At 73.4% G+C, this 3,675-nt stretch carries 3 protein-coding genes and 1 pseudogene; 2 read left to right on the top strand and 2 right to left on the bottom strand.

Translation table 11 applies throughout. From position 1 onward, the window contains the following. On the bottom strand, positions 1-557 hold a 557-nt coding region (locus ABZ281_RS42235; RefSeq protein ID WP_356663305.1), incomplete at its 3' end, for a phosphatase PAP2 family protein. A 136-nt stretch (positions 558-693) separates the two neighbouring features. Between ABZ281_RS42235 and ABZ281_RS42230 the strand changes: the two genes are divergently transcribed. After that, on the top strand, positions 694-1,350 hold the full coding sequence (locus ABZ281_RS42230; RefSeq protein ID WP_356663303.1) for a class I SAM-dependent methyltransferase: 657 nt from the start codon (positions 694-696) through the stop codon (positions 1,348-1,350). Positions 1,351-1,362: 12 nt separating this feature from the next. Here ABZ281_RS42230 and ABZ281_RS42225 read toward each other — a convergent pair whose 3' ends face one another. After that, positions 1,363-3,576, bottom strand: coding sequence for a heavy metal translocating P-type ATPase (locus ABZ281_RS42225; RefSeq protein WP_356663302.1), 2,214 nt, complete (start codon positions 3,574-3,576; stop codon positions 1,363-1,365). A 4-nt stretch (positions 3,577-3,580) separates the two neighbouring features. Here ABZ281_RS42225 and ABZ281_RS42220 point away from each other — a divergent pair. Further along, a pseudogene (locus ABZ281_RS42220) lies at positions 3,581-3,675 on the top strand (glycosyltransferase family 2 protein); the annotation flags it as partial.

Here is a 3,675-nt window from a genome sequence, read left to right as displayed (position 1 = left end):
TCCCTCGCTGCTCGGCTGGCTCGCCCCCACCGTCCAGCAGCACCTCCTGCCGCCCTCGGTCCTCCGAGCGGGACGGCCGCCGGGGGCAGGACCACACCGACGGCGGTGGCGAACGCGACCGCCGACGCCGTGTGCCCGGACGGGAACGACGCCGAGGTCGGCATCTTGACGTGCCGGTCCACCGTCACCCGGGCCGCCTCCCGGTCGGGCCGCGCCCGGCGCACCAGCCGCTTGCCGAGGAGGTTGGCGGAGGCCGATGCCACGGCGATCGCGCCGACGCCGGCGAGGGCAGCCTTGCGCGGCCGTTTGCCGGCCAGGGCCAGAGCGGCGGCGATGGCGAACGAGATCTTGGAGTGATCGGCCGCGTGCGACAGATGGCGCAGCGTCCGGTCCAGGGTCGGCGTGGGGGTGGCGGCCACCGCCGCGTAGAGGGCGCCGTCCACGGCCCTGAGATCGCCGAACACGGCGCCCAGGAGCCGGCCGGAACCGCCCGCGGAGTCCCGGGTCTTCTGGAGCGGACGGGGGGCGTCCGCGTCTGTGGTCCTCGGATCGGTCATGTGCTTCTCCCCGCAATGGCCTTCTCCAGCAAGGTACCGGCTCACGCCCGGCGCACGCTCGGCGCCCCTGCGAGCCGGTACCTCCCGGGTGCCCGGACGGCGGACCGCCACCCCGGTGAGCCGGGACACTGACCGCATGTCCTTCCTGCCACGCCGCGCCCTGCGCGCACTGGAGCGTTTCCACGCCGCCCGCCCCTGGGACCACAACGCCCGTTTCCACCGCTGGATCCTGCGGAAGCTCCCCGATCGGGTGGGCAGTGCCCTGGACGTGGGCTGCGGCAGCGGAGATCTGGCCCGGCTGCTGGCCGGCCGGGCGGAGCACGTGCACGGAGTCGACGCCGACCCGGAGATCACGGACCGGGCGCGGGATCTGACGCCCGCGGCGGCCCCGGTGACGTACGCGACGGCCGACGCGCTGACCGGGCTCGGTGATCAGTCGTACGACGTCATCACCTGCGTCGCCGTCGTCCACCATCTGCCGTTCACCCGGGCCCTCGAGACCTTCCGCGACCGTCTGGCCCCCGGCGGCACCCTGGTGATCGTCGGCGTGGCCCGGGAACGGACGCTTGTCGACCATCTGCTCGGCATCGCGTCGATACCGCTGAACATCGTCATGGCGTTGTCGAAGAACCGGGGCCGTACGGCGCCGCGCCCGGTCTCGATGACGGCCCGCACCCGTCCGGCGGACCTGACCTTCACCGAGATCGTGCGCGAGGCCCGGGCTCTCCTCCCCGGCGTCCGCCTGCGCCGCCGTCTGTTCTGGCGCTACACGCTGGTGTGGCGCGACCGCTGATCCGCCGACGCCTCAGCCGGCGGCACGGAAGGTGCGCAGCCGCAGCGAGTTGCCGACCACGAAGACCGACGAGAAGGCCATCGCCGCCCCGGCGATCATCGGGGTGAGCAGGCCGGAGGCGGCCAGCGGCAGGGCCGCCACGTTGTAGGCGAACGCCCAGAAGAGGTTCGAGCGGATGGTTCCGAGCGTGCGGCGGGCGAGCCGGATGGCGTCCGCCGCGGCCCGCAGATCGCCGCGCACGAGGGTCAGGTCGCCGGCCTCGATCGCGGCGTCCGTGCCGGTGCCCATGGCCAGGCCCAGATCGGCCTGGGCGAGGGCCGCCGCGTCGTTGACACCGTCACCGACCATCGCCACCGACCGGCCCTCGGCCTGGAGCCGCTTGACGACGTCGACCTTGTCCTGCGGGAGCACCTCGGCGATGACCTCCTCGATGCCCACCTCGCGGGCGACGGACCGGGCCACCGCCTCGTTGTCACCGGTCAGCAGGATCGGCGTGAGGCCGAGGGCCCGCAGCCGTGCGACCGCCTCCGCGCTGGTGTCCTTCACCGCGTCGGCCACCTCCAGCACCGCGCGCGCCTCGCCGTCCCACGCGACCGCGATGGCCGTGCGCCCGGCGTCCTCGGCCGCCGCCCTCGCCCCGGCCAGGCCCTCGGGAAGCCGCATCGCCCAGTCGGCCAGCAGCCGCTCCCGGCCGACGAGCACCGCGTGGCCCTCGACGACGCCCTGCACACCGAGCCCGGGAACATTGGCGAAGTCCTCGGGCGTCGGCAGCGCACCCAGCTTCTCCAGCGCCCCGTCGGCGACGGCCCGGGCGATCGGGTGCTCGGAGGAGTGCTCCAACGCCCCGGCCAGCCGCAGCACTTCGGCCTCGTCGGTGCCCTCGGCGGTGTGCACGGCCAGCAGCGTCATACGGCCGGTCGTGACGGTGCCGGTCTTGTCGAGGACGACGGTGTCGACGCGGCGAGTGGACTCCAGGACCTCCGGGCCCTTGATGAGGATTCCGAGCTGGGCGCCCCGCCCGGTGCCCACCATCAGCGCGGTCGGTGTCGCCAGCCCCAGGGCGCACGGGCAGGCGATGACGAGGACGGCGACCGCCGCGGTGAAGGCGGCCGTCAGCCCGACGCCGTTGCCCAGCCAGAAGCCCAGCGTGCCGAGCGCAAGGGCGATCACCACCGGTACGAACACCGCGGAGATCCGGTCCGCGAGCCGCTGCGCGGCGGCCTTGCCGTTCTGCGCGTCCTCCACCAGCCGGGCCATCCGGGCGAGTTGCGTGTCCGCGCCCACCCGGGTGACCCGCACGACGAGCCGCCCGCCGACGTTGACCGTGGCACCGGTGACCGGATCACCCGCGCCCACCTCCACCGGGACGGACTCACCGGTGAGCATCGAGGCGTCCACGGCGGAGGACCCCTCTTCGACCGTCCCGTCCGTCGCGATCTTCTCGCCGGGCCGGACCAGGAAGCGGTCTCCGGTCTTCAACTCCGCGACCGGAATGGTCTGTTCACCGCCGTCGGCCCGCAGCACGGTGACGTCCTTCGCGCCCAGCTCCAGCAGCGCCCGCAGCGCCGCGCCCGCCTTGCGCTTGGCGCGGGCCTCGAAGTACCGCCCGGCCAGGATGAAGGCGGTCACGCCCGCGGCGGCCTCCAGGTAGATGTTCCCGGCGCCGTTCGTGCGCTCGATGGTCAGCTCGAAGGGGTGGGTCATGCCCGGTGTGCCCGCAGTGCCGAAGAACAGAGCCCACAGCGACCACAGGAACGCGGCCGAGGTGCCCACCGAGATCAGCGTGTCCATGGTGGCCGCGCCGTGCCGCGCGTTGGTGAACGCCGCCTTGTGGAAGGGCCACGCCGCGTACGTCACGACGGGCGCCGCCAGGGTGAGCGACAGCCACTGCCAGTACTCGAACTGCAGCGCCGGGACCATCGCCATGGCGACGACGGGAACCGACAGCACCACGGCCGTGATCAACCGCTCGCGCAGCGGCCGCAGCTCGTCGGCCTCCTCGGCCGGGCCGGTCTGCCGGGCAGGGGGAGTGGGCTCCTGCGCGGTGTATCCGGTGGCCTCGACGGTGGCGATGAGATCACCGACGGAGACGTCGCCGGAGTGGCTGACCTTGGCCTTCTCGGTGGCGTAGTTGACGGTGGCGGTGACCCCGTCCATGCGGTTGAGCTTCTTCTCGACGCGGGCCGCGCAGGAGGCGCAGGTCATCCCGCCGATGGCGAGCTCCACCTCGGCCCACGAGGAAACCGACCTGGCATGGCGGGCCCTCGACGCGGGCTGGATGATCGACTACCGGTCCGACATGGTGCTCTATCACCCGACGACCGC

It is taken from the genome of Streptomyces sp. NPDC006265 (genome assembly GCF_040613555.1).
In the GTDB taxonomy this organism is placed as follows: Bacteria; Actinomycetota; Actinomycetes; order Streptomycetales; family Streptomycetaceae; genus Streptomyces.
This window is presented reverse-complemented; position numbering and strand designations above follow the sequence as displayed.